Annotated in this window: 19 protein-coding genes and 1 pseudogene; 16 read left to right on the top strand and 4 right to left on the bottom strand. The window is 50.2% G+C overall.

The window, feature by feature from the left end; genetic code table 11:
- The first annotated feature begins 119 nt into the window (after positions 1-119).
- From ACGHM3_RS24810 to ACGHM3_RS24760, 11 genes and pseudogenes are all read left to right on the top strand, one after another.
- Entirely contained in the window at positions 120-4,571 is a 4,452-nt protein-coding gene (locus tag ACGHM3_RS24810; RefSeq protein WP_345420472.1) for an EAL domain-containing protein, read from the top strand.
- Between the two features lie 28 nt (positions 4,572-4,599).
- Positions 4,600-6,066, top strand: coding sequence for a hypothetical protein (locus tag ACGHM3_RS24805; protein WP_345420475.1), 1,467 nt, complete (start codon positions 4,600-4,602; stop codon positions 6,064-6,066).
- A gap of 72 nt (positions 6,067-6,138) precedes the next feature.
- The gene (locus ACGHM3_RS24800; protein ID WP_345420478.1) at positions 6,139-6,588 is read left to right on the top strand and encodes a MarR family transcriptional regulator; all 450 of its coding nucleotides are present in this window, start codon (positions 6,139-6,141) and stop codon (positions 6,586-6,588) included.
- A gap of 55 nt (positions 6,589-6,643) precedes the next feature.
- Positions 6,644-7,186: a glutathione peroxidase gene (locus tag ACGHM3_RS24795; protein WP_345420481.1), complete on the top strand. Its 543-nt coding sequence runs from the start codon at positions 6,644-6,646 to the stop codon at positions 7,184-7,186.
- 146 nt (positions 7,187-7,332) lie between these two features.
- On the top strand, positions 7,333-7,962 hold the full coding sequence (locus ACGHM3_RS24790; RefSeq protein WP_345420484.1) for a DUF2799 domain-containing protein: 630 nt from the start codon (positions 7,333-7,335) through the stop codon (positions 7,960-7,962).
- A 278-nt stretch (positions 7,963-8,240) separates the two neighbouring features.
- Positions 8,241-8,621, top strand: coding sequence for a hypothetical protein (locus tag ACGHM3_RS24785; protein WP_345420487.1), 381 nt, complete (start codon positions 8,241-8,243; stop codon positions 8,619-8,621).
- 182 nt (positions 8,622-8,803) lie between these two features.
- A complete protein-coding gene (locus tag ACGHM3_RS24780; RefSeq protein WP_345420490.1) occupies positions 8,804-9,028 on the top strand; it encodes a DUF3291 domain-containing protein in 225 nt (74 codons plus the stop codon).
- Positions 9,028-9,150 carry a hypothetical protein gene (locus ACGHM3_RS24775; protein WP_390517719.1) on the top strand — a complete coding sequence of 41 codons (123 nt, stop codon included), beginning with the start codon at positions 9,028-9,030 and terminating at the stop codon, positions 9,148-9,150. The genes ACGHM3_RS24780 and ACGHM3_RS24775 overlap by 1 nt, the downstream gene beginning before the upstream one ends.
- A gap of 4 nt (positions 9,151-9,154) precedes the next feature.
- Positions 9,155-9,277 (top strand): annotated as a pseudogene (locus ACGHM3_RS24770) (hypothetical protein); the annotation flags it as partial.
- Between the two features lie 69 nt (positions 9,278-9,346).
- On the top strand, positions 9,347-10,669 hold the full coding sequence (locus tag ACGHM3_RS24765) for an amidohydrolase family protein (RefSeq protein ID WP_345420494.1): 1,323 nt from the start codon (positions 9,347-9,349) through the stop codon (positions 10,667-10,669).
- A 9-nt stretch (positions 10,670-10,678) separates the two neighbouring features.
- The gene (locus ACGHM3_RS24760) at positions 10,679-11,122 is read left to right on the top strand and encodes a YaiI/YqxD family protein (RefSeq protein ID WP_345420497.1); all 444 of its coding nucleotides are present in this window, start codon (positions 10,679-10,681) and stop codon (positions 11,120-11,122) included.
- An 86-nt stretch (positions 11,123-11,208) separates the two neighbouring features.
- On the opposite strand, the gene ACGHM3_RS24755 is transcribed toward ACGHM3_RS24760, so the two are convergent.
- Complete coding sequence (locus ACGHM3_RS24755; RefSeq protein WP_345420500.1) at positions 11,209-12,564, bottom strand: outer membrane protein transport protein; 1,356 nt, start codon at positions 12,562-12,564, stop codon at positions 11,209-11,211.
- Positions 12,565-12,903: 339 nt separating this feature from the next.
- Between ACGHM3_RS24755 and rbsK the strand changes: the two genes are divergently transcribed.
- A complete protein-coding gene (gene rbsK, locus ACGHM3_RS24750) occupies positions 12,904-13,827 on the top strand; it encodes a ribokinase (RefSeq protein ID WP_345420503.1) in 924 nt (307 codons plus the stop codon).
- Between the two features lie 416 nt (positions 13,828-14,243).
- On the opposite strand, the gene ACGHM3_RS24745 is transcribed toward rbsK, so the two are convergent.
- A complete protein-coding gene (locus ACGHM3_RS24745; protein WP_345420506.1) occupies positions 14,244-14,756 on the bottom strand; it encodes a hypothetical protein in 513 nt (170 codons plus the stop codon).
- A 308-nt stretch (positions 14,757-15,064) separates the two neighbouring features.
- On the opposite strand from ACGHM3_RS24745, the gene ACGHM3_RS24740 reads away from it, so the two are divergent.
- The 4 genes from ACGHM3_RS24740 to ACGHM3_RS24725 all read left to right on the top strand — a co-directional run bounded on the left by ACGHM3_RS24740 (position 15,065) and on the right by ACGHM3_RS24725 (position 21,087).
- Entirely contained in the window at positions 15,065-16,084 is a 1,020-nt protein-coding gene (locus ACGHM3_RS24740) for a sugar ABC transporter substrate-binding protein (protein ID WP_345420508.1), read from the top strand.
- Complete coding sequence (locus tag ACGHM3_RS24735; RefSeq protein ID WP_345420510.1) at positions 16,081-17,628, top strand: sugar ABC transporter ATP-binding protein; 1,548 nt, start codon at positions 16,081-16,083, stop codon at positions 17,626-17,628. Before ACGHM3_RS24740 ends, ACGHM3_RS24735 begins: the two co-directional genes overlap by 4 nt.
- An 11-nt stretch (positions 17,629-17,639) precedes the next feature.
- Positions 17,640-18,638, top strand: coding sequence for an ABC transporter permease (locus ACGHM3_RS24730; protein WP_345420513.1), 999 nt, complete (start codon positions 17,640-17,642; stop codon positions 18,636-18,638).
- A 73-nt stretch (positions 18,639-18,711) separates the two neighbouring features.
- Entirely contained in the window at positions 18,712-21,087 is a 2,376-nt protein-coding gene (locus ACGHM3_RS24725; RefSeq protein WP_345420516.1) for a fatty acid cis/trans isomerase, read from the top strand.
- 98 nt (positions 21,088-21,185) lie between these two features.
- Here ACGHM3_RS24725 and ACGHM3_RS24720 read toward each other — a convergent pair whose 3' ends face one another.
- Both ACGHM3_RS24720 and ACGHM3_RS24715 read right to left on the bottom strand, forming a co-directional pair.
- Positions 21,186-21,830, bottom strand: coding sequence for a DUF2959 domain-containing protein (locus ACGHM3_RS24720; protein ID WP_345420519.1), 645 nt, complete (start codon positions 21,828-21,830; stop codon positions 21,186-21,188).
- A gap of 171 nt (positions 21,831-22,001) precedes the next feature.
- Positions 22,002-24,212, bottom strand: coding sequence for an FdhF/YdeP family oxidoreductase (locus tag ACGHM3_RS24715; RefSeq protein WP_345420522.1), 2,211 nt, complete (start codon positions 24,210-24,212; stop codon positions 22,002-22,004).
- Positions 24,213-24,592: the final 380 nt, after the last annotated feature.

The raw sequence follows: 24,592 nt of genomic DNA, 5'->3' as shown, positions 1-24,592 counted from the left end.
AAATAAGGTAATAATAACAATCACTGGCAGAATAAAAACGATATCAGCTCTGCTGGCTATGGAGCCCCAGAGGTACCGGGCAAAGACCTACCGATAGTAAATCCCGAAAAGGATCCAAGATGGCTGAACATAAACCGGTACCCTTAGTGGGCGTGGGTGCGTCCGCAGGTGGCTTAGAGCCTACCAAGCAATTTTTGTCCGTGCTCCGACCAGATATCAAGTTTGCTGTGGTGGTGCTACAACATATGTCACCCAAGCACACTACGCTATTACCCGATTTACTCGCCAGGGAAACCTTACTTGTAGTAGAGCCAATAAAAAACCGCACCAAGCCCGTACCTGGCCGAGTGTATGTGGTGCCACCAAACAGAAATGCCGTGTTTCGTTATGGCCGTATCATGCTTATGGATCCGCCCCAAGAGCGAACTCCCCTGCCCTGTATTAATGCCTTTTTTAAATCCCTTGCTGAAGAACAACCAGAAATATCAGTAGGTGTGGTGTTATCTGGCACCGGTAACGACGGCTCCGATGGTCTAAAAGCGTTGCACGATGCCGGCGGCCAATGTTTTATTCAAGAGCCCGGCTCTGCTAAGTATTCCGGTATGCCCCTATCAGCCCAGGAAATGGAGCTGACGGATAACATTTTACCCCCAGAAGAAATCGCCTACCGGCTTATGGAAACCACAGATAACTATGTGGTAGACGCAGACGCTAGTTACAACGGGTCGGATTTAAACCAAATTATTGAATGCATTAATACACTGGGCCAAGTGGATCTCACTGGCTACAAGCCCGGCACCATATCGCGCCGAGTGCGACGCCGCATGGTCCATCTGGGTATTGAAGAGATATCAGCCTACGTCGACTTTTTGAAGGTTAACGAAAACGAAGTAGAAAAGCTGTCCAACGATTTATTGGTTTCGGTAACCTCATTTTTTCGTGACCGCGCGGCTTTTAATGTACTGCGCAAGTCGTTGGAGACATTGGTTGACAAGGTTAAAGACGAAGACGATATCAGAGTGTGGGTTGCTGGCTGCGCTACCGGAGAAGAAGCCTACAGCTTAACGATTCTATTCAAAGAAATAATGCGGGATGCGGACTTATCCGGCGTTTCGCTATCGATATTTGCGTCAGACCTACTAGAAGACGCCTTGGAAATCGCCCGTAAGGGTGTCTATTCGGAAGAAGCTATTAAAGCCCTACCTGAGAAATACCAAACCCGATATTTTCGTTCACTCAAAGACGGTTATTACATTGTAAATAAAGAGATAAGAGACTGTGTGATATTTACGCGCCACAATATGCTGGATGATCCGCCCTTCCTACACATGGATTTAATCACCTGTCGCAATGTTTTAATTTATTTAGAGTCATTTCTACAAAACAAAGCGTTAAACAGATTCCATTATTCGTTAAAAGACCATGGCCTTTTATTTTTGGGTAAATCCGAGAGTATCGCCGTGGTGGATAAACTCTACAAGCCCATCGATGCCAAGGCAAGAGTATTTGAAAAAGCGTTAACCAATACGGTACAAAAAGAAAATTTCGCCGTACGACGAAAACCCAAGAAAGACAAATCTAAAAGCTATCCGCCGGAGGTATTACTTAGGGCGGTTACCAAACACTTTAACGCAGCCGCCGCTATGATGAACAAAGACGGCGATATAAGCCAGGTTTCCGGCGCGGCGGACGAGTACTTAATGCTACGGCAGGGTAGACGCACCCATAACGTTATCGAAGCCATCATACCCGAGCTAAAAAGCGTCGTACTCACCGCACTTTATAAATTAAATAAGTCCACGGAAGTACAAGAATACGGCCCCATCCCGGTGGGCGATAAACACTGCCGGGTGTCTCTATCGCACCCGAACTCCCGCTTAGATGACCAAGTATTGTTGCTGATCACCGATGCTAACCCGCCGGATCTACTTGTAAAAGGCGAATCCGATGAGAACAGTTACAATAACGAATTATCAGCAACGCGTGAACAACTGCACACACTGATTGAAGAGTTGGCCACCGCCAACGAAGAGATGCAGTCACTGAACGAAGAGGCCCAAGCGTCAAACGAAGAGCTGCAAGCGGCCAACGAAGAAATGGAGGCCACCAATGAGGAGTTGCAAGCTACTAACGAAGAGCTGCTGAGCTTAAATGAACAACTTAATGCTAAAACACGAGAGCTCACCAAGCTAAATAATGAATACCAGCACCTATACGATTCGTTTGAAGCTGCCTTCTTAATGGTGGATAGAAAACTCAATATCACCCGCATGAACTTTGGCGCACGTAAATTGTATTCTATCAATGGTAATTACAGTATGGTGCAAATTACCCAGCTTAACGCACCGCCCTACCTGCGTGGCTTAATCAATCTAATTGAAGGTGTTATAGAAACTAAAAATAAAGCCGAAAAATACATATCCACCGATAATAGTGCTTACAAGATTGTGCTCAACCCGGCATTAAATGATTCCGACGAAGTAGCGTTTATCGCTGTTACCATAACCGATGTCTCCAATGTGCGAGAAATTGAGCAAAAACTGTACGAGTCTGAAAACAAGCTTCAATTAATAATGCAAAATACCACGGTGCAAATCGCCATGAAAACCATGGCCGGTAAGTACCAATTTGCCAACAAAGCATTTATTAAAGAGTTTAATATCGACAGTAACGACTACATAGATAAAACCGATTTTGATTTATTTCCGGACACCTACGCATCCGATGTTTGGTCTAACGATTTACGCGCTTTAGCTTCTTTGGATGTTGTTGAATCCGAAAGCCGGCTTAACACTAGCGCTTCCAATAAAATATACCGCACACGCCGTCAAGTGTTGCGTAATGCCAGTGGTAAGCCGGCCAGTATTATTACTGAAACCGAAGACATCACTGATAAAAAAATGGTGGAAGACAAACTTAAAATTGCGGCGCAGGTTTACCAACAAGCTGGAGAAGCCATTGTAGTGGCCGACCTACAACGTACCATTACTTCTATCAACGATGCGTTTACCGTAATCACTGGGTATCTACCCGATGAAGTTATTGGTAAAAGCATGGATGTTTTATTTAGCACAGGTTCCAGCAGTGAAGTGATTTACCGTAAAGCTTTGGAGCGAATTAACGATGTAGGCCAATGGCAGGGCGAGATCGAGTGCCAACGTAAAAATGGCGATAAATACCCAGAGTGGATCACCATTAATGAGATTGCTGACGGCGACGGCAAGCGGCAGTATTACATAGCAGTGTTCTCGGATATCAGTAACCTTAAGGATTCGCAGCGTAAGGTGGAATTTCTGGCCACCCATGATTCACTTACAGGCTTACCTAATCGAAGCTTGTTTATGGATCGGTTGCAAAATTCCCTGGCTCGTTACGAGCGTGGCGGAGGTACAGTGTCGGTGATGTTTATTGATTTAGACGACTTTAAATCTATCAACGACACCCTAGGTCATGACGTCGGCGATGTACTTTTGCGAGGGGTGTCGGAGAAATTATCTGGCTTGGTGCGTACTTTGGATACCGTAGCGCGTTTTGGTGGCGATGAGTTTACGGTATTGATTAACGATTTAAATGTCGCTGATGTAAACAGTATCGCCGAGCGCATATTGGAAGTTTTATCAGATCCAATAGACGCAGGCGTACGCAAAATATTTGCCTCTGCCAGTATTGGTATCTCAGTCTTCCCCGACGATGAATCTACGGCACTGGGGTTGCTCAAAAATGCAGACACCGCTATGTATCGGGCAAAAGAATTGGGCCGCAATCAATACCAGTTCTTCCACGAAGAGATGCGCGCCACCTTGGTGAGACAATCTGATCTAGAGAGCTCGTTGCGGTATGGTTTGCGGCAGAATCAGTTCCGCTTGGTTTTACAACCGCAATACGCCACCAGCGATAGCTCCAAATTAGTGGGAGCGGAAGCGCTGTTACGTTGGCACGATCCCGTTCTGGGCAATATAGCGCCTACTGAATTTATTCCGTTAGCGGAAAATAACGGGAATATACTAGAGCTAACCAATTTTGTGTGTGAGACTATTATTTCTCTTGCTGCACGCTGGCACAACTTGGGCTATGCAATCCCTACCTTGGCGTTTAATGTGTCTGCCAGGGTCATACAGCGGGAGGACTTTGTTAGCCAATTGATCAAAATCATTCAGCGATACCAAGTGCCGGCCAATTATTTCAAAATTGAGGTCACCGAGGGGGCGATGATGGATCGCGGCCCGATTGCCAAACAAAACCTAGAGACCCTACGTGAAAACGGCTTTGGTATCGCGGTAGACGATTTTGGCACAGGTTATTCTTCACTCGTGTATTTGAAGAATCTACCTCTGTGCGAAGTTAAAATCGACAAAGATTTTGTGGATGGTTTGGGTACAGATGAAAGCGACGAATCGATATGTTTGGCGATTTTGTCGTTAGCTAAGGCATTAAAAATGAGCGTGGTCGCTGAGGGTGTCGAAACGCAACAACAGCTTGATTGGTTAACCACCAACAGTTGTGACCATGTTCAAGGATTTTTGTTTAACAAGCCTTTAGAAATAAGCGATTTCGAACGACTGATCCAATAGGATTTAGAGAGCTACGGCGTTCATAAAAATGGGGTTTCAAGACGTGCAGACGCAGAACCATTTTATTGCGACTTGCGAAAATGAGCAGTTGCATAAAAGCGGAAAGATACAGGGGCATGGTGCCTTGCTAGTGGTCGATGTTAATCAAACAGTCACCCATATCTCTGCTAATTTTTCGCAGTTTGATATCCATGGCCAACCGCTGTCGGTGGCGTCGGCTGCCCCGGATTGGATAAAAGAATTAGCACACAGCGCCAGTAAGGGGCCCTACGTGGTTTTACGAGCTGGCACTAAAGGATCCTATTTTGATGTGAACGTGATCCCTTTCAATGACTCGGTTTACTTTGAGTTTTATAAGCACCAAGACCAATTCGAAGTCGCCGATTTGCCTACACCGCCTGCGGAGGTAAACAAGCCGCAGCTCTATCGCAAGCATTTACTCAACTGGGTGCAAAAGGTCACCGGTCATCAGCGAGTGATGTACTACCAATTTGCAGCCAATGGCGACGGAGTGGTGATTGAGGAAGTTGTAACCGATAAGGAGTTGGGCAGTTATTTGGATTTACGCTACCCGGCCAGCGACATTCCTCAAATTGCACGCAATTTGTACGTGCAAAATGGTTGGCGACAAATCGTCGACGTCGACGAGCCTGACCAACTTGTGTATGGCAATTATCAAAGTTTAGATCTAACCAAGGTAGATCTGCGAAGTGTGTCGTCAGTCCACAAACAATATATGGCCAACATGGGTGTTAATTCTTCGGTGTCCTTTGCTGTTGTTGTAGCGGGGCAATTGTCTGCGTTAATCACTTGCCACTCACTGGCCCGCCGCTGGGTTAATTTGCCAACTTTAGAACACATCCGTCTCCAAATAGATCGCTATTTGGTGGTTTTGCAGAGAGATCGCTCCCTACGCCATGCCATGTATCAATCTACCTGCGAAGTCCACTTCGCATCGCGAGACTCAATGAGTTCCGAAGAACCGACAATAGCGGCTCTATTCGGCACCCTAAAACGAGAAATCGGTTGCGATGCCATCGTAGTGGATCGGGGTTCACTCTACGAATATTATGGTGAGTCGGTGGAGGAAAGCTTGTTAACAGCGCTGGAAAAACACATGGCCAAAAGTGGGCAACCTGTGTTTGTTACAGACTCTTTACTGCGTGATATGGATACCGAGTTACTTTCATCTTTTGCAGGTGTTGCAGCGGTGGCGCTGGATCCGTCATCGGGCCAACAATCCCCCAGAGCCATCTATTTTTTACGAAAAGAAAGCCAAATAAACATAACCTGGGCCGGTAACCCGAATAAACCTGCGGAGCTTACCACTGGTGAAGCTTCTTATGCGCCGCGCCGCTCTTTCAGTAAATGGGTTGAACGGCGGCTGGGCCACAGTGAGTCCTGGCAGGAGGACACTAGACATAAATTGCTGTATCTACGCCGGATGATAAGCCATAAAGGCGGTCTAATACCGGATATCCCGCCCCAAAAATAATGCTTGGTGCACAATATAATTTTGTGCTATCGTTGATGAAATTGTCCCAAGGCGCATTGCCAAGGTCTGCCCATGGCCGATATTCCAGAGCATCTAAAACTGGAAAACCAGCTGTGTTTTCCTATCCACGTTGCCGCTAATTTGGTGGCCAAGTCCTATCGCCCTTTACTCGAGCCGCTCGGTTTAACCTATCCGCAATACTTAGTTATGCTTGTGTTGTGGGAGCGCAAAACCACATCCGTGGGTGAATTGGCAAAATTACTGTATTTGGACTCTGGCACGCTGACCCCCATGCTAAAACGCATGGAGCTGGCCGGCCTGTTGATGCGCAATCGCAACTTAGATGATGAGCGCCGAGTGGATATCGACATCACTGCCAAGGGCGAATCTTTAATGCAAGACGCGGTAGATGTTCCACAATCCATGGTGTGCAAGCTAGACGCGCCCCTGGATTGGCTCAATGGCATCCGTTTGGATATCAAAGAACTGCTAGAAAAACTGCAATCCCAGGCCAATAAATAACCGATATCGTTTCATTACATTCACAACAACAGTCGAAGCAACCCAGGGGAAACTCATGTCCAGTATCCATAGTATTGATGTTACAACCATCGATGGCGAAACCAAGTCATTGGCCGATTACCAAGGCAAAACCTTACTCATTGTTAACACCGCATCGGAGTGTGGTCTAACGCCGCAGTACGAAGCCCTAGAGGCGCTCTACAAGGAGAAAAAAGACCAAGGCCTAGAGGTATTGGGTTTTCCTTGCAATCAATTTGGTGGCCAGGAGCCCGGCGATGAGGCGGCCATTAAAGAGTTTTGCAGTATGAAATTCGGTATCGAATTCCCGATGTTTGCCAAAATAGAGGTCAACGGCGACGACCGCCACCCACTTTACAGCGCTCTCTTTGACGCCATGCCAGAGCGCACCACCTCACCGGACAGCGGTTTTGAAGAAAAACTAAAAAACTACGGCATCAACGTGGTGGATGGTCAGGTAATGTGGAACTTTGAGAAGTTTCTGGTGGATGGTAACGGTGAAGTCATCGGGCACTTTGCACCGGATATGACGCCCAGCGATCCCATTTTGAGCGGCGCTATCGATAAAGCCTTAGCGTAACCTTGGCCGAGAAACGGCAGGCCTGCCGTTTCTCGTCTATTCATGTACTGGTCAAGCACTGGCGTCGAATATGGTTTAGCAAGGATATGGTTTACCATAAAGCACTATAACAAACGCTAACAAGTTGCTAACACAAGGAAAGTCGCATGTTGATTCGATGTGGGCAGGGGCTGCTACTAACATCGTTGCTGGTACTGATTACCGGCTGTTCCAGTTTATCCAAACAAGAGTGTTTAAATGCCGATTGGTACCAAATTGGCCTAGAAGACGGCAGTAACGGCAAAGCCAGAAACAACCTAGCCCGCCACCGAAAGGCTTGTGCCAAGGTCAATATTACACCGGATTTAACCGCCTATGAACGCGGCCACGATGAGGGCCTAACGCGCTATTGCAACTACAGCAATGGCTTGTCCGTGGGCAACCGTGGTGCTGCCATGCCAACCTTTTGCCCGCTGGGTACCCGAGCGCAATTTGAGTTGGGCTATCACGACGGGTTAGAGCGTTATCAGCAGCAAAAAATCGTTGATCAATTGGCCAGTGATATCGACGCATTGGAAATTCAGCAAGCCAATTATTACGAACAAAAACAGGTGCTTGAACAAGTTATTTTAAATAATAACAGTAACCAACAGAACCGCGCCCAGGCCTTGGCTGAAATGCGCGAAATCGAATACGCCCAGCAGAGCGTCACCGAGCAATTAACCCTATTAAATGCGCAGCTATTGCAAGAAGTGCATCAATTAGAGGCATTAATAGAGCGCCAGCAACAGCCTTAATTTTACAGGCCTTTACCTAACTGGCGAGCTACGAGGTAGGCACTGTGCTGAGCATGGGGTAAACTAACTTTGGTGGCGATGACAGCTGGCGCCCATAGGCCGCACCTGTACGTGCAAATAGCCCACAGAGAGTCATGGGTTATTAAGTGCTTAGGTCATGCGGAGGTGAATCACGTTATCGACAACCGAAATTCAAGACCCTATCCGAGAACCAAAGACAGCGAAGTCAATCTAACCAAATAATAACAACCACAGGACGATATCTTAGGAGAAGAGACATGAAAGCGACCAAGATTGCAGCGTTTATCTGTTTGATGTTGGGAGTATCTACCGTGTGGGCCACAGACTGTAGCCTACCCGCTATGCCCGAATTACCGAATGGTAAAAATGCCGACATGCAGGCCATGTTAGCAGGTAAGGAAGCGGTTACGGCCTTCCAAACCGAAAACTCAGAATATTTAGGCTGTTTAAACGAAGCCATCGAAGCCAGCAAAACTAAATTGGCCAGCGGTGGTGATAAGCCAGCATTAAAGGCCATCAAAGCCGAGTATCAAGCGTTAACCGATAAATACAACGCCGCGGTAAATGCCGAAGAAACTCTAGCCAATAAATTTAACGATGCCATTCGTGCCTTTAAACAAGCCAATCCCAGCTCTTAATAATATAACCGCTAGCCTAGGCTAGCGGTTACTTTCTTTACCTTTTGGCTCTGAAGTGAAATGGCACTGTTGTGAAATTGCACTGTTGTGAAATGGCACTGTTGTGAAATAGCGGCAAATCGGCCATTTCAAAAACGTCGCTTAAACCAAAAGCAGAGCGCCTGATACATCTGCCGATGCCGATGTCACTAGCCCAAGTCAATATTGCTCGCTTTATATTGCCGGCTGATGATCCAGCCAACCAAGACTTTGCAAACAATATTGATCGTGTTAATTCGCTGGCCGAGGCTGCCCCGGGCTTTATTTGGCGTTTTAGCGATGCCGACCGCGAGTCCGATGAAGAGCCTTCCCCGGCGACCACCATTACAGTTTTAATCTATCTGTTTGGCAGGATTGTGAGTCGCTGATGGCTGTTATTTACCGCAAAGCGGACCATAAAGCGATTATGCGCCGTCGCAAGGAATGGTTTGAGCATCTCAAGTTTCATCTAGCGTTATGTAGCGTTATGGTATCTGTCATAGGGGCATAAACCCAGTGTTGCCGAGGCAAGAAAGAAATTGGCCCACATTGCCGAACACGGCGCCAGCCCAATTGCATTTAGCTTTGCCCGCTGTTTCAACAGTGATGGGCGACCTCTTTTTATCAACCTTAAATAGTCATGAAGGTTAACTAGCTTGCAACCAAACACCTAAGGCTAGGCGCTAATAAATCACGGGAATCCAACCATGCATTCTGATTCAAATCTACGCTTAAAGCGCTGGGCTTTGGCCCTCCCAGGCACTCTCGCTTTTGCGTCTGCGCTTTTGCTAACGGCGGCGCAAGCTAATGCGGAAACTATCGCCATTTATGCAGGAAAATTACTGGCGGTGCCCGGGCAGCAGCCACTGGAACAGCACACCGTGTTAATAGAAGATGGCATTATTAAATCGGTTACGCCAGGCTTTAACGAGGTGCCTACCGCCAGCCAAACCATCGATTTAAAAAACAGTTTTGTGATGCCGGGATTAATGGATATGCATGTGCATATCCAGTTTGAAATTAGCCCCAAAAATGACAGCGAAAATCTGCGAATGTCCAGTGAAGAGATTGGCATGCGCAGCATTCATTTCGGTAAAAAAACCTTACTGGCCGGCTTTACCACCGTGCGCGATGTGGGCTCCGACGAACAGCAAATGTACGCCCTGCGCAAGGCCGTGAACGAAGGCTGGGTGGATAGCCCCCGAATCATTGCCGCCGGTGGTGTGGGCATCACCGGTGGCCACTCCGACGTCAGTGGCATGAAACATGACCTATTGGATTTTTACACAAGTAAGCAAATTTGCGATGGCCCCTACGACTGTCGTCGAGCTGCTCGGCGGGCCGTTAAATTCGGCGGAGATCTGATTAAGGTGTCGGCCACCGGCGGTGTTTTAACCGACCGTGACACCGGCACCGGCCAACAAATGGCGTTGGATGAACTCAAAGAAATTGTCCAAGCGGCCAAATCCATGGGTAAAAAAGTGGCTGCCCACGCCCACCAAGAAGACGGTATCATTGCCGCCCTCAAGGCCGGTGTGGCCAGCATCGAGCACGGCTCCTACGCCAATGAAGAGGCCTTTGCTCTGTTTAAACAAACCGGAGCCTATTTGGTGCCCACTTTATTGGCCGGTGATACCGTGGTGCAAATGGCCAATGAGTCGGATTTTTTGAGCGAAGAAATCAAAGCCAAGGCAATCAAAGTGGGTGGCGATATGAAAGGCAATTTTGCCAAGGCCTACCAAGCCGGTGTTAATATCGCCTTTGGCACTGACAGTGGCGTATCGCGGCACGGTATCAATGCCCAAGAGGCGGTGCTCATGTTTGAAGCTGGCATGCCGGCCATGGACATTTTAAAGTCGGCCACGGTGAATGCTGCAGACTTAATTGACCAAAGCGCCGCCTTAGGCACCTTGGAGCGCGGCAAAGCGGCGGATATTATCGCCACCCACGGCTCTCCCTTGGACGACATCAGCGAGTTATTGGATGTCGATTTTGTGATGAAAGCCGGTAAGGTCTACAAACAGCAGTAAGGTAACACTATGCATATATGGGTAGACGCGGACGCCTGCCCGGTGGTGGTAAAGGAAATTCTTTACCGCGCCGCCGACAGAACCAAAACACCACTTACCTTGGTGGCCAATCAGTTTCTGCGGGTGCCTAAGTCGCCGTTTATTCAATCGGTGCAAGTGACCGCCGGTTTCGACGTAGCCGATAACGAAATTGTGCAGCGCGTCAGCGCCGGAGATTTGGTGATTACCAGCGATATCCCCCTGGCCTCTGAGGTAATAGACAAGCAAGCTAAGGCGCTCAGTCCGCGCGGAGAGCTGTTAACCAAAGCCAATATTAAAGCGCGTTTAAACATGCGCGATTTTCTCGATACCCTGCGCTCCAGCGGTATTGAATCCGGTGGACCCCCGGCCTTCAGCCAATCCGATCGCAAAGCCTTCGCCGATCAACTGGATCGTTGGCTGGCGAAAAAATAGCAAACAGAAAAAATAACAAAAAAAGGGCCGCATGTGCGGCCCTTGGTCTAAGCATCGGCAAAACGCCGAAGGTTAAAAAGTATAATTTAAAAGGTGTAGGTTAAGCCCACACTTAACAAATTCACTTTGGTGGAATCGTAACTACCAATTAAGGTTTCGCCGTAGTTGCCTTCACTGGCCAAGTCAGAGTCGTCAGCAATCAGCAGGTTATAAGCTGCGTCCACCGTCCAGTGTTGATCTGGGCTCCAAGCGAAACCAACGGCGTAAATAAAGCGGTCGGAATCGGGGATGCGTGGGCGCGCGTACTCGTCTGGCACCGGGCTTTCATCGTGGCCAATACCGGCGCGGAAAGTCCACTGGTCGTTGTGCTTGTATTCGGTACCCACAGAAATACGAGCAACGTTATCCCAGTGCTCTTTTTCTACTAAGTCGGGCTGGGCTGGGTTATCAAATTCCACCGCTAGAGTACGGAAGCGAGACCATTGGGTGTGTAGGTAATCGGCCATGATGGTCCACTGGCTGTTGATCATCCAGGCGGCGCTTAAATTCCAGGTTTCTGGCAGGTTTAGCTCGGCGGTAATACCGGTATCCGCAAAAGCACCACCTGCCCCTAAAACGGCGTTTACAATGGCCGGGTTAGTGAAGTTGGCGTCACCTTCAAGGTCGAACTCCACTTTTGAGCGATACTGCGCGCCAACTTTAAAGGAATCGGTGTGATACAACACACCAATATTGTAACCAAAGCCCCAATCGTCACCGGCTAGCTCAACGGTTCCGTCTACGGCCTGCGGGGCCAAGCCGTTGGCCACACACGCAGCCGGTGCCGCGGCACCCAAGGTTGGCGCCAGAGCGCTGAAACACACAGCACCGTATTCAATGGCGTTGCTGAGTGTTACGTCGGCGTAGCGGGCGGATACACCAAAACCAACGGAGAAATTATCGCTTAGTTCCATGGCAAACGAAGGGTTAAAATCTACGGTGAGCAGCTCGGATTCCAGTGCGCCGTAACGGCCGACAAAGCTGCTGTTGTACTCGGTGGTTAAGCCATAGGGAACGGTAATACCCAAGCCCACGGCCATGGTGTCGTTGAGCGGTTTTACCCAGTAACCAGCAGGTACGTGCAAAAGGGGCGCGGCGTTGCCACCGCTGCTGCCAGCAACGGGTTGACCGGCGGCGTCGAAGGAGCCGTTGTTGCTGAATTCGGCGTCGATATCAATCAAGCTGAAGTTACCAATCACCTGCTGCTTGGACAGTTGCGTCATACCGGCGGGGTTGGAAAACACCGTGGTGGCATCGTTGGCTTGCGCGGCGCCGGCGGAGTTGGCGGCTCCCAGGGCACTGGTACTGTATTCATTCACTTTAAAACCAGCGGCTTGGGTGTAACCGGTGAATGCGGGTAACAAAGACAACACACACATTTGTTGCCAAATCTTCGGCTTCATAACAACTCTCTCATTCGCAAGGATGGTAAATAAAAACGCTGCAATTCTTAATACTTTTGATGCTAACAGCTAGAAACCAGCCAAAACATGTGCTGATACGCAATACAAAGCTTTGATGCGGTACCTGTCGTAAAAAGACGTTAATTTATTACTCTTCGTACGCTCAAAACCACAGCGGCAGGCGAGTAAACTGAAATTTTAACTACTTGGCAAGTACCGATTCGCTCCCGAACAAGAGGCCAGTGGGCGCTTTTGCTATAAGGCTTATGTGCATTGCTTCGTCAAACACGAGGCACGGGATCACACAGTACCGACAAATGGGTTTCAGGAGTGTATAAAATGGCGACAAAAATCGCTGTGGTTGGCAGTACAAATTGGGATATTTCCTTAAAGCTGCCGCGCATACCACGGCCAAAAGAAACCGTAGCCGGTGGCGTAAGTCAGTTTTCATTGGGCGGCAAAGGCGCCAACCAGGCGGTGGCTGCGGCTAAAGCCGGCGCTGAGGTGTTGTTTGTGTCGGCGCTTGGCGACGATGGCGTAGCCCAGCAGGTTCGGGCTCAGCTTGGTCAGTTGGGTATGAGCCTAGAGGGGCTGATTACCATCCCACAGACCAACACCGGCACGGCCCTGATCTTTGTGGATGAGCAAGGGGAAAACTGCATTGGCGTGGCCGATGGCGCTAACGCGGGCTTAACCAGCGATCACATCAGCAGTGTGGCTGGCTTAATGACCAACACAAGCCACACTCTAATCCAGCTGGAAATCCCCATGCCCACCGTGGTGGCAGCTGCCCAGGCGGCAAAGGCCGCTGGCAGCCAAGTGATCCTTAACCCGGCACCGGCGGCCGCGGTGGATTCTGCTCTGTTGGCCTACAGCGATATCGTTACACCCAACCAGGTGGAGATGGAGCAAATCATCGGTTTTAAAATCAACGATGCCAACGACATGCAAAAAGCCGCGGCGGTACTGTTGAAAAAAGGCCCTCAGGTGGTCATTGTAACCCTGGGCGGCGACGGCGTATTCGTTGCCAGCCAAACCGAAACCTTCACCGCGCCGGGCTTTCATGTGCCGGTGATGGATACCACAGGAGCCGGTGATGTGTTCAATGGCAGCCTAGCCGTGGCCCTCTCCGAAGGTGCCGCGCTGCGCGATGCCGTGCAATTTGGCTGCGCCGCTGCCGCGCTATCAGTGGGCCGCGCCGGTGCCATGAGCTCGGTGCCAAACCGCGCCGAAATCCAGGCGCTGCTGGCTGCAGGCACATGATTGAGTGTTGCTACCACTTTGGAAAGCAAGCGATGTAGGCTAGCCTTAGTTATCTATGGTGATGACACTGAGCAAGCTAGAGCTCCAACATGGTGCTGTGTGTTCGATAGTTCAACGAAACCTGTTAAGCTGGCGTTACACCTTGGATCTTTTATTCAACAAAAAGCTTAGCGGAATCTGCATGTGGCGATTTGATCCAAAAAAGACCATACGATTATTCTTGATAGTAGTGGTTTGTACGGTTGTAAGCTTGCTCTTCATACCGAATAAGGAGGCTCTTGTTATTGCTATTTTATGCATTTACGGGTCAGCGACGTACGATTTGTTGATGAAGTGCAGGGTCAGAAGCTGATGAATTTAGTGGAGTCCCTAACGGTACTGAGCTTAATTGCTAGCTCTTGTGGTACGTTATCGAATCAATGGGCGTAGGCTTTATCAAACTCAGATACGATTTCTCCATTGTGATCGGTAATCTTCGCTTCAATGGTTTGATAAAATTCTTTTCTTTCAGATGGGTGCGGAGCCCAACGATATTCGTGATTGAAACAGATGTTGCAGGACCATTCTCGCTCGACTTTGGGGTAGAACAGTTTAGCTTGGAGTTCATCTTTAAAAATAGCAGCAATGGTCCCAACTACTGCGCCGACTCCAGCGGAAGATATTAGCGTGACGGCTACAGTTAACCCCACGGTGCCACAATGTCCGCCGTGCCTTATTTCTCTTTCCCACGCAGAGTTCCAACGACTTGCGCTGTCATCGGACGGGAAGAAGATTACGCGTGAGATGGTACTTTTATCGTGTTCTCGTTGAAAACAATTTGGTGCATTACCTTTACCAATCCAATAACCAAAGTCATTCCAATTAGATTGTTTTGAACATGCTCGCTCAAGCTCTCTTCGTGCAGCTGGTGTCATGGTAACGATTTCCATAGTAGTTTTGCTCCTTTAGTTTTTTTACACAAGCTACAGGGTTTGAATTTATTTTTAATGCCTGTTCTCGAGAAATCGAACATCCAACACAGGTTAAAATGTAAAATTGGTTCAGCGAGGAATTAAGTCTTCAACAGCAATAGCGCCCGTCGGTCCGTCGGTATGGGCTGACTGCTAAATTCATTCGAAGTATGAGAAATCCGCAATTTTATGTAGTACTTTTATAGTACTACCGTGTATTCGGAGAAGTTAGATACATCACGAACCAAACAAAGGTTTAGGTTTGTAGCAAGTTATGAGGAGCTTCTATGAGCTTTTATTTGAATTTTTTATTAATTAGTACGGTGAGACGATGTACCGCGCGAAGTCGATTGCGCTCGGCATTTTCTTTATTTGCTTTAATTTCGGTGTTCTGCGCCCTGCTAGGCTGCAGCGATAGCGCCACGGAATCTAACGGCCAGTCCGAGGTGCAAAGGCCTAAGGTAGCGCTGATTATGAAATCCCTGGCCAACGAATTCTTCGTGGCCATGGCCGATGGTGCTCGCCAGCACCACGCTGAGCACAGCAGCCAATACGACCTAATTGTTAACGGCATCAAAGACGAAAGCGACCTTACCCAGCAGGTGACCTTGGTAGAGCAGATGATGGCCATTGGGGTGGATGTGATTGTGATTGCCCCGGCGGATTCCAAAGCGCTGGTGCCGGTGTTAAAGCGTGCGGTAAACGCTGGCATTGTGGTGGTGAATATCGACAATCAATTGGATCAGTCGGTACTGCAGCAGGCCAACCTCAGCGTGCCTTTTGTGGGGCCGGATAATCGGGCCGGGGCCAAAAAGGTGGGTGACTACCTGGCCAAGCAACTGCAGCCCGGCAGCGAGGTCGCCATTATTGCCGGTATTGCCACCGCCTTTAACGGCCAACAGCGCCAGGCCGGCTTTGAAGACAGCATGCAGCAAACGGGTATGAAGGTGGTGTCGGTTCAAAATGGCGATTGGCAACAGGCCAAAGCCAGCACCATTACCTCGGCTTTGGTCAACGAATACCCTAACTTGGCGGCCGTTTTGTGCGCCAACGACAGCATGGCCTTGGGCGCTGCAGCGGTGCTGAAACAGGCCGGTAAATCCGAGCAAATTAAACTGGTTGGCTTCGATAATATCGCCGCCGCCAAAGAGCTGCTGGCCAACGATCGCCTAGTGGCCACGGCGGAGCAGTACGGTGGCCAACTGGCGGTGTTTGGGATTGATTTTGCGCTGGAGATACTGGCCGGTGGCCAACCCAAAGATAAGAAAACCCCGGTGGATCTGATTACCAAAGCCGCCACGCCATGAGCCTGCTAGAGCTGCACGGCTTGGGCAAAACCTTTAACGCGGCTGTGCTCAAAGGCATTGATTTAACGCTGGCTCCGGGTGAGGTGCTGGCGTTAATGGGGGCCAACGGTGCCGGGAAAAGTACCCTGTGCAATATCATCAGTGGTCAACTGGCGGCCAGCACTGGCAGTATGCGCCTGCAGGGTTTGGACTACCAACCCGGGGGGGTGGCCGAGGCCGAACGCCTGGGTGTGCGCATGGTGCGCCAGGAGCTGTCGCAAATTAACCAGCTGTCGGTGGCAGAGAACATTGGCCTGGCACATTTACCCAAGCGTTGGGGGTTTGTTGACTACCCAAGGCTCAACCAACAGGCAAGCCAAGCCCTGGCCATGGTGGGGCTGGAATCCCTAGACCCAACGACACCCATGCATCGCTTGGGGGTGGGCCAACAACAATTGGTGGAAATAGCCAAAACCATCAGTCAGCCCTGCAAAATACTGCTGCTGGATGAGCCCACCGCTGCCCTCACCGACCCACAAATCGACATACTGTTTCAGCAAATTCGGCGTTTGCAAAAACAGGCAGTGGCCATTTTATACATCAGTCATCGCCTGGCAGACATTGAGCGCATCGCCGATACGGTAACCATTTTGCGTGATGGCAATATCGTCTCCCGGCAGGCCAAGGCCGACATCAGCGCCGAGCAAATAGTGAAGGATATGTCCGGTGTGGCCAGCGACCAGGCGCAACACTTTGCTCCCAGGCCCCCGGGCGATGCCCTACTTACCCTAACCAAGGTAAGCCGCCCGCCGCTGCTCAATAACATCAACCTAACCATTCGCCGGGGCGAGATTTTGGGCATCGGCGGTTTGATTGGCGCCGGCCGTACCGAGCTATTGCGGGCCATTTTTGGGGCCGACCTAGCCCCGGCGGGCAGCCAGGGCGAAATGACAATAACGAGGGCCCAGAAGGCGCAAGCCTACGCACCGGCAAGCCCAGCCCAAGCGGTGGCGGCAGGTATTGGCATGATCGCCGAAGACCGCAAGCAGCAGGCGGCGCTGTTGCCGCTGGCCATCAAACACAATATCACCTTGGCAAAGCTGTCCACGGTAAGCGGCAAGGGCTGGATCAACAGCACAAAAGAGGCCGCCACCGCCGGGCATTGGCAGCAGGCACTGGCTATAAAATGCGACCATATCGACCAGCCCATTGGCGAGCTCAGCGGTGGCAACCAGCAAAAAGCCATTATTGCGCGCTGGTTGCTGCGCGATTGCGACCTGCTGATGTTTGACGAGCCCACCCGCGGCATCGATGTGCACACCAAGCGCATGATCTACCAACTGTTGGACGACCTTGCCCGTGCTGGCAAGGCCATTGTAGTGGTCTCCAGTGAAAGCGAAGAACTGACCCATTTGTGCGATCGCATAGCCGTGATGTCTGCCGGCGAAATCACTCGGGTATTTAACCGCGGCCAATGGAGCGAAGAGCAGCTTATGGCCGCAGCCTGCGAAAACTTTCTAATACCCGGCCGGCGTCCGCAAGCGTCCGTTGGCCCTAGCCTGTAAGAAAATTCACTATGAAATCACCGCTGCGCTACCTGCCCTGGGAGTACCTGGGTTTATTCTGTGTTTTGCTGGCTCTCATTGGCCTTTTTGGCCTGTTGAGTGATCACTTTTTAACGCTGTTAACCTTCACCACCATTGCCAACCAGATACCCGCCCTGGCCGTTATTGCCATTGGAATGACCTTTGTGCTGCTGATTGCCGGCATTGATTTGTCGGTGGGGTCGCTATTGGCGCTGTCCGGGGCGTTGATTGGCTGGGTGCTGGTGGACTGGCAACAATCCATCCTGGTGGCTGCCTGCGTAGGGGTAATGGCCGGAGCTGTTTGTGGTTTGATCAATGGCTTTATCAGTGCCCACTGGGCCATCCCTTCGTTTATTGTCACCCTGGGCATGTTAGAGATTGGGCGCGGTGCGGCCTATTTAACAACCGGCTCGCAGACGCACTATCTTGGGGCCTCGGTTTCGGCTATTGCTACACCTTTACCGGGCCTGGGGCTATCACCGTCCCTGGTGTTGGCGGTGCTGTTGGTGGTCATTGGCCAAGTGGTGTTATCTAAAACCGTGTTTGGCCGTTATTTAATAGCTGTGGGCACCAATGAAGAAGCGGTACGGTTATCGGGTATTAAGACAACGCCCATCAAAATTGCCGCATTTGTGATTTCGGGGTTAATGGCAGGCTTAGGTGGCTTATTTCATGTGGCCTATTTAGAATCCGCAGACCCCAACGCAGGCATTGGCCTTGAGCTATCTGCCATCGCGGCGGTGGTGATTGGCGGCACTAGCCTAGCCGGCGGCCGTGGCTCGGTGGTTAACAGCTTTTTGGGGGTGTTGATTATCGCCGTGTTGCAAACCGGACTAGCCCAGGTGGGAGCCTCTGAACCCACCAAGCGGGTGATCACCGGGGTGGTAATTGTTGTGGCGGTTATTTTGGATGTTTATCGTCACCGTGCTGGCGATTTTAAAGCCTATGCTGTTCGAGTATTTAGGCTAAATCGCCCAGCGAGTGACTAACACAAATAACCGTCGAAAGACACTACACAAAGACGACTATTTTTAAGCAAGACATTTTTTACTACAAGAGATTATGGCCCTTTTCTTTAGGCGGGTTAACCGCATTACACTGTTCGCTCTGTGCTTAGCTCTCACTGCCTGCGCGGCTTACACCTACCACGAGTTTAATCGCCAATACGGTGAACCGGAAACCAAAGATCGGCTGGTGGAATCGAACCCCAAGGTGGATTTTTTTGAGCAGGAGGTAAAGCCTATTCTGGATAGCCGCTGTGTGGTGTGCCACGCCTGTTACGATGCTCCCTGCCAGCTCAAGCTCAGCTCGGCCCAAGGTATTGACCGCGGCCTAGTCGACTACCCTGTGTACCGTGGCAAGCGCTTAACCGCCTCCGATCCCACCCGCTTATTTGTGGATGAACCCGACACCGACGGCTGGCGCCAGCGCGGCTTTTACCCGGTAGTTAACGAGCGCCGAGATCAACCGGAGGCCAACCTAGAGGGCAGCCTTTTGGCTAAAGTGCTGGATTTGAAAGCCCGCCACCCGCTGCCCGGCGACAAGATACTCAGCGAAGACCATTTTGATTTTGCCCTTAACCGAGAGAATCAATGCCCCAAGGTAGAAACCTTCGACTACTACGCCAAAGCCTACCCGGAAGCCGGAATGCCCTACGGCCTGCCTGGCCTAGACGAGCAACAAACGGCAACCATTAAGCAGTGGGTGGCCGATGGCGCTTGGCTGCCAGAGACCAAGCCACTCAGTACCGGCCTGCAGGCGGCGGTGGAAAAATGGGAGGCGCTATTAAACCAAACTGATAATAAGTCTCGCCTATTTGCCCGCTATTTTTACGAGCACCTATTTTTGGCCAATCTGTTTTTTGACCAAGTAGAACCGCAACCAGATAACCGCAGTTACTTTAAAGTGGTGCGCTCTAAAACCCCGCCGGGGCAAGCCATTGATGTTATTGCTACGCGCATTCCTTCAGACCACCCCGGCACTACCGAATTTTATTATCGATTACAGTATCAGCCAGTAGAGTTGGTCAGTAAAACCCACCTGCCCTATGCGTTAAACGATAAGCGGGAGCAGTGGATTACAGAATTATTTTTTACCCCGCAATACCAGGTGAATTCTCTACCCGGTTACCAACAAGAAAACTTCAATCCGTTTGTGACCTTTGAACAAATTCCAGCGCGATCGCGTTACCGATTTTTGTTGGAAGAAGCGCATTTTTACATCGCCGGTTTTATCAAAGGCCCGGTGTGCCGAGGCCAAGTGGCAGTGGACGTGATTAACGATCACTTCTGGGTATTTTTTGTTAACCCTGATACCAACGCAGCGCCTATGTTGGATGGCTTTTTAGAACAACAGGCTTCCAATCTCCGATTGCCCGGTGAGCAAGGAAGCAACGGAGGTTTGCTGTCTTATTGGACCACCTACTCCGAATTGCATCTGAAATACCAAAAAGCCAAATCGCAAAAGCTGCAGCAGTTTTTTACCGAACAACCCATTGATATGAACTTGGTATGGGACGGCAACCAGATCAATCAAAACGCGGCATTAACGGTGTTCAGAAATTTCGACGATGCCGCCGTGCGCAAGGGCATTATTGGTAATCCACCCAAAACTGCTTGGTTAATTGACTATCCATTGTTGGAGCGTATCCACTATTTACTAACAGTGGATTTCGATGTGTACGGTAATTTAACCCATCAGCTCAATACCCGCTTGTACATGGACTTTTTGCGTATTGAAGGCGAGCTGAACTTTTTAACCTTGCTGCCAGTGGCGCAACGCACCGCCGTGCGAGATTACTGGTACCGAGAGTCATCCGATCGCCTACACAAACATTTGCTGAGTTACTCTCTGGCGGAATTACCGGAGCCGGCGATTGAGTATGGCGACGAAGATCCAAAACAAGCGCTATACCAGCGCATACAAGATCGCATTGGGCCTGCCGTATCCCAGCGCTATAACCTCGCCAGTGCCGAGGTGGCCGACGGCATTAAACAGCCGCTACTGCGCGTGCAAAATACTAAAGGTGCGCCGGCGGCACTATTATCAGAAACGTCTATTTTAATGGTGGAACAAAGCAACGGCGCCAAGCAATTGTTCAGCGTATTGGCTAACCGCGCGCACTTAAACATTACCAGTTTGTTTGATGAAAAAGACAACCGTATGCCATCGGAGGATACCATTACGGTAACCCATGGCCTGGTGGGCGATTACCCCAATGTTATTTTTTCGGTTACCGAACAGCAGTTGTCGGCCTTCGCGGATGACCTGGTTGCCATGGAAAAAGACAGCGACTACACCCAGCTGGTGGATAAATACGGCGTGCGCCGCACCAACGCCGACTTTTGGCAAGTGAGTGATGATTTGCACAACCAGTACCATCGTCAACAACCGGACATCGCCGGTTGGCTGGATTACAACCGCTACGACAATAAATAAAACCATTGCTTAATTGAGTGGCAATAAAAAAGGGCAAGCCTTGTTAGGCTGCCCTTTTTAGTGTTCAGCAGTTAAACGGCAAAGCTGCCGTGTGCTGATCAGTTATTTAGCGACTGAATAAACGAGTTGGATTCATCGATGGCCGCCTGCATATTGGACATCAGTTTATCCACGTTTTGATTAACCGTAGCCAGTTCGCCTTTTAGCGAGGCAATGGCACGGGCGTTTAGGTTGTGCTTTAAATACAGCACGTTGTCATTCAATACCGCCAGCACGGGCTCAATGGAAGACTCGGCTCTGCGCATGGAGGTGATTAGGCGCTGGTATTGGCTACGGGTTTCGTTCAGTTTAGCGGCGCTGTCGCGGCGGAAGTTGGCATTGGTGTATTGATCCAACTCGTTTTCCCACTCTTTAAACAAATCCTCGGCTACGTCTTCTACATCGTTAATGCGGCCGGTGATTTCTTCGGCGGCTTCTTGGCTATTTTCCAATTCGCTGTTGAGCGAATCGTAGTAGTCTTCCAGGTCGCCGCCATCAAATTCAACCACGGATTTAAACTGCTCCAGGGCGGTGGCAAATTGTTCTTTACCGTCTTCTTGGGCTTCCTGGGCGTCTTCCACCCGGTCTACCATAAGATCGCGTTTTTCAACGCCGAGTTTTTCCCAGGCAGCGTAGTAGGCGGTGGAGCAGCCGGCCAGTGCCAGGGCGAAAGTAATCAGTACAAGTTGTGCAAGTCGAGCCATGGAATGTTCCTTTACAAGACGGTACGGGCAAAACCGTGTGAGTGTCCCCTTTGAGTGAATCGTCAGCGCATAATTGGCGCCACAAAGCTCGGATGATAGCAAACCGTCACCACAGTGCCTATGAAAGGCGCCAGCCAATGGCCATAATGGCCGTGTAGTTTTACAACCGCTTTACGCTTCGCTGTGCCGCAGGGCAACCTCAATGGCCACGGCCACCGACTTAAAGGCCGGCGTTTGGCTGCGCGGGTCGCGCTCGCGGCCAACCAATACGTTGGCTTCGGGGTAGTAGGCCATGACATTGCCGCAGGGCAGATCAAAAGGCTGTATCTCTACATCGCGCATGGTGCCATAGGGCGAATGTAGGTGCACAAAGTCACCGGCGGCTAGGTCTGCATTGGCCATATCTTTTGGGTTTAACATCACCAGCCAGCGTTTGTCTGCGCCGCGGTAGGTATCGCACTGCTCGTAAATAGTGGAGTTAAATTGGCCTTCGCTGCGCACGCTCATCAGTCGAAACGGAAATTGCTCATTGTTGAGTAGGGCTGGGTCCCAGCAGTGACGCGTAAACCTTGCCCGCTTGTTGGCGGTGTGGAACTTAGGCTTGTGCAGCAGGCGATTCTTAACGTGAAACTCATGCCGGGCGATATCGATATCGGCCAACAACTCCATACCAGGAACAGTGGCAGCAATGGCCTTACGCACATTGCCGTGGGATTTAAATTGATGGAAATCGATGGCGCTGTGTTCAATACAGCGGTTGGCTAGGTCGCATAAAATTTCCGTTTCCGGGCGTACGTTATCAAACCGCTCGATACCACCATCGCTAAGACGTACAAAATTAAACATGGATTCTTGGGTGGTGGCGTGCCACTCTTCGTCACGGGCGGTGACGGGCAGAATAACCACATCGCCGTCTTCCACGCCATGCACATGGCCGCGGTTCAGCGTCGTGGTTAAAAAGCATTTAAAGCCAATCTTGTTAAGGGCGGTTTGTGCCCAGCGGCTATCCGGGCTGGCCTCATACAAATTACCGCCCATCAATACTGCGCTGTCCATTTCACCACGGCTGGCAGCCTCCAGGCAGGCCAAGGTATCCAGGCCGGGCTGCGAGGGCAGCGTTACCTGCAGATGCTTCTCTAGGTTGTCGAATACCACTTCTGTTAATACCGGGACCACGCCAATGGTGCCTATGCCCTGCACATTACTGTGGCCGCGCAGCGGCAGCAGGCCACAATAACGGTTGCCCACCATGCCGCGCATCAGCGCCAGGTTGGCAATGGCTTCTATATTGTCCACACCATTTTGATGCTGGGTAATGCCCATGCCCCAGGCAAACACAGCGCGCTTGGCTTTACAGTAAGCTTTGGCTACCCGAAAAATAGCCTGCTTACTAACCCCGCATATGGTGCACAGGTCGTCCCAATCACTGAGCTCGCACTGTGAGCGGTAATCCACAAAGTGGGTGGTGTAGGCATCAATATAGGCCTGGTCCTCGCCGCGTAATTCCAGCACGGCTTTGCCCAGGGCGGTGAAGAGGGCGAGGTCGGTACCGATTTTGGGCTGTAAATAATCGGATGCAATCTCACTGCCGCCGGCGATCAGAGATTTAACGCTTTTGGGCACGGCAAAGCGTACCAAGCCGGGTTCTTTGGCAGGATTTATAACAATAACTTGGCCTCCGCGCTGGCGGCAGGCTTGCAACTGATGGATAAACCGGGGGTGGTTACTGGCCGGGTTGGCGCCAATAACAAATATAAAATCGCAACCGGATAAGTCGGCTAACTCGACGGTAGCCGTGCCACTGCCAATACTGTTAGCCAAACCCTCGGCGGTGGCTTGGTGGCAATAATAGGAGCAATTGTTGACGTTATTGGTGCCAAATAATCGTGCCATTAACTGCAGCACAAACCCGGCCTCATTGGATGAGCGGCCAGAGGCGTAGAAAAAACTGCGTTGGGGTTGGGTGGCTAATAGGGCATCGCCCGCAAAGCGCAACGCCTCGGCCCAGCTAGTGGGGGTGTAATGTTGTGCCCCGGCTCTTTTAATGAGCGGCGTGTTGAGCCGGCCCAAAGATTCCATCTCCCAGCCACTGAGCTTTTTAAATTCGTCGATGGGATGGTCAAAAATCGCTTCGGGAATGGCCGGTCGGTTATCGCTGGATTGGGCCTGCACGCTTTTGTTGCAAACCGACGGGAACTCCCCTAACTCGTTGGTCATGCCACCTCGTTGGCCACCCATACCCAAACCGCAAGCCTTACAGGCATTGTTGGCATTTAAGGCCCTGGCGCTGGTTCGAATGCCCATGCGACGCACGGTATGAAGTGTGGTTAAAATCTTTTTTACACCGCCGCCAACAATGGCCGCATCGAAGGGGTGACTCATTAACATTAATCCTGGAGCTAACAGGCCTAATCTGGCCAACGGTTATAAGGTTAACAGTGCGAATTATATAGCGAAAAGAACTGACCAGCCTAAAAACTAGTCACTACTTTGCTATGAAAAATTGGGCATCAATACTGACATTAAATTCACTCAAGCCGATTGTGGTCGCTTAAAACGACCTGAAGGCAATCGTTGCATCTATTGAAAAAAACTATAGGCATGATTGTATAAAATAAATAATTTACTAGACAATTCAGATTGTTACATAAGACAGGTTGTTGCAAGACCAACGACAAGTGCTACGAAACATAGCCTGAATATATTGAAAAAGGATTGTGCACCGAGCAGCGATGCAGGTATGGAACCCAATGCAATGAGTG

It is taken from the genome of Halioxenophilus aromaticivorans (genome assembly GCF_042850945.1).
Classification (GTDB): Bacteria; Pseudomonadota; Gammaproteobacteria; order Pseudomonadales; family Cellvibrionaceae; genus Halioxenophilus; species Halioxenophilus aromaticivorans.
Note: the sequence above shows the minus strand (reverse complement) of the source record. Positions and strands in the feature narration are given on the sequence as shown.

What these genes read in the sequence shown, in the direction of transcription:
- ACGHM3_RS24755 (WP_345420500.1), bottom strand. Translation starts at nt 12,564, where the DNA reads ATGAAGCCGAAGATTTGGCAACAAATGTGTGTGTTGTCTTTGTTACCC.
- ACGHM3_RS24730 (WP_345420513.1), top strand. Translation starts at nt 17,640, where the DNA reads ATGAAATCACCGCTGCGCTACCTGCCCTGGGAGTACCTGGGTTTATTC.
- ACGHM3_RS24805 (WP_345420475.1), top strand. Translation starts at nt 4,600, where the DNA reads ATGGGGTTTCAAGACGTGCAGACGCAGAACCATTTTATTGCGACTTGC.
- ACGHM3_RS24775 (WP_390517719.1), top strand. Translation starts at nt 9,028, where the DNA reads ATGGCTGTTATTTACCGCAAAGCGGACCATAAAGCGATTATGCGCCGT.
- ACGHM3_RS24745 (WP_345420506.1), bottom strand. Translation starts at nt 14,756, where the DNA reads ATGGAAATCGTTACCATGACACCAGCTGCACGAAGAGAGCTTGAGCGA.
- ACGHM3_RS24715 (WP_345420522.1), bottom strand. Translation starts at nt 24,212, where the DNA reads ATGAGTCACCCCTTCGATGCGGCCATTGTTGGCGGCGGTGTAAAAAAG.
- ACGHM3_RS24760 (WP_345420497.1), top strand. Translation starts at nt 10,679, where the DNA reads ATGCATATATGGGTAGACGCGGACGCCTGCCCGGTGGTGGTAAAGGAA.
- ACGHM3_RS24765 (WP_345420494.1), top strand. Translation starts at nt 9,347, where the DNA reads ATGCATTCTGATTCAAATCTACGCTTAAAGCGCTGGGCTTTGGCCCTC.
- ACGHM3_RS24735 (WP_345420510.1), top strand. Translation starts at nt 16,081, where the DNA reads ATGAGCCTGCTAGAGCTGCACGGCTTGGGCAAAACCTTTAACGCGGCT.
- ACGHM3_RS24790 (WP_345420484.1), top strand. Translation starts at nt 7,333, where the DNA reads ATGTTGATTCGATGTGGGCAGGGGCTGCTACTAACATCGTTGCTGGTA.
- ACGHM3_RS24725 (WP_345420516.1), top strand. Translation starts at nt 18,712, where the DNA reads ATGGCCCTTTTCTTTAGGCGGGTTAACCGCATTACACTGTTCGCTCTG.
- ACGHM3_RS24785 (WP_345420487.1), top strand. Translation starts at nt 8,241, where the DNA reads ATGAAAGCGACCAAGATTGCAGCGTTTATCTGTTTGATGTTGGGAGTA.
- rbsK (WP_345420503.1), top strand. Translation starts at nt 12,904, where the DNA reads ATGGCGACAAAAATCGCTGTGGTTGGCAGTACAAATTGGGATATTTCC.
- ACGHM3_RS24780 (WP_345420490.1), top strand. Translation starts at nt 8,804, where the DNA reads ATGTCACTAGCCCAAGTCAATATTGCTCGCTTTATATTGCCGGCTGAT.
- ACGHM3_RS24795 (WP_345420481.1), top strand. Translation starts at nt 6,644, where the DNA reads ATGTCCAGTATCCATAGTATTGATGTTACAACCATCGATGGCGAAACC.
- ACGHM3_RS24800 (WP_345420478.1), top strand. Translation starts at nt 6,139, where the DNA reads ATGGCCGATATTCCAGAGCATCTAAAACTGGAAAACCAGCTGTGTTTT.
- ACGHM3_RS24810 (WP_345420472.1), top strand. Translation starts at nt 120, where the DNA reads ATGGCTGAACATAAACCGGTACCCTTAGTGGGCGTGGGTGCGTCCGCA.
- ACGHM3_RS24720 (WP_345420519.1), bottom strand. Translation starts at nt 21,830, where the DNA reads ATGGCTCGACTTGCACAACTTGTACTGATTACTTTCGCCCTGGCACTG.
- ACGHM3_RS24740 (WP_345420508.1), top strand. Translation starts at nt 15,065, where the DNA reads ATGAGCTTTTATTTGAATTTTTTATTAATTAGTACGGTGAGACGATGT.